Annotated in this window: 1 rRNA gene; it reads left to right on the top strand. The window is 47.5% G+C overall.

Annotation, left to right across the window (positions count from 1 at the left end):
* Window positions 1–102: 102 nt before the first annotated feature.
* A 23S ribosomal RNA gene (locus ACF8EA_RS25220) occupies window positions 103–358 on the top strand; the annotation flags it as partial.

Here is a 358-nt window from a genome sequence, read left to right as displayed (position 1 = left end):
ATCAGGCTAAGGTAAAATTTGTGAGTTCTGCTCGAAAGAGCAACGTACGAATTTTCGGCGAATGTCGTCTTCACAGTATAACCAGATTGCTTGGGGTTATATGGTCAAGTGAAGAAGCGCATACGGTGGATGCCTTGGCAGTCAGAGGCGATGAAAGACGTGGTAGCCTGCGATAAGCTTTGGGGAGTCGGCAAACAGACTGTGATCCAGAGATCTCTGAATGGGGGAACCCACTCAGCATAAGCTGAGTATCTTGTACTGAATACATAGGTGCAAGAGGCGAACCAGGGGAACTGAAACATCTAAGTACCCTGAGGAAAAGAAATCAACCGAGATTCCCTTAGTAGTGGCGAGCGAA

It is taken from the genome of Pseudomonas sp. YQ_5, assembly GCF_043103305.1.
GTDB classification, from domain to species: Bacteria; Pseudomonadota; Gammaproteobacteria; order Pseudomonadales; family Pseudomonadaceae; genus Aquipseudomonas; species Aquipseudomonas putida_Y.
The sequence above is the reverse complement of the archived record's forward strand: the minus strand, read 5'-3'. Positions and strand labels throughout refer to the sequence as shown.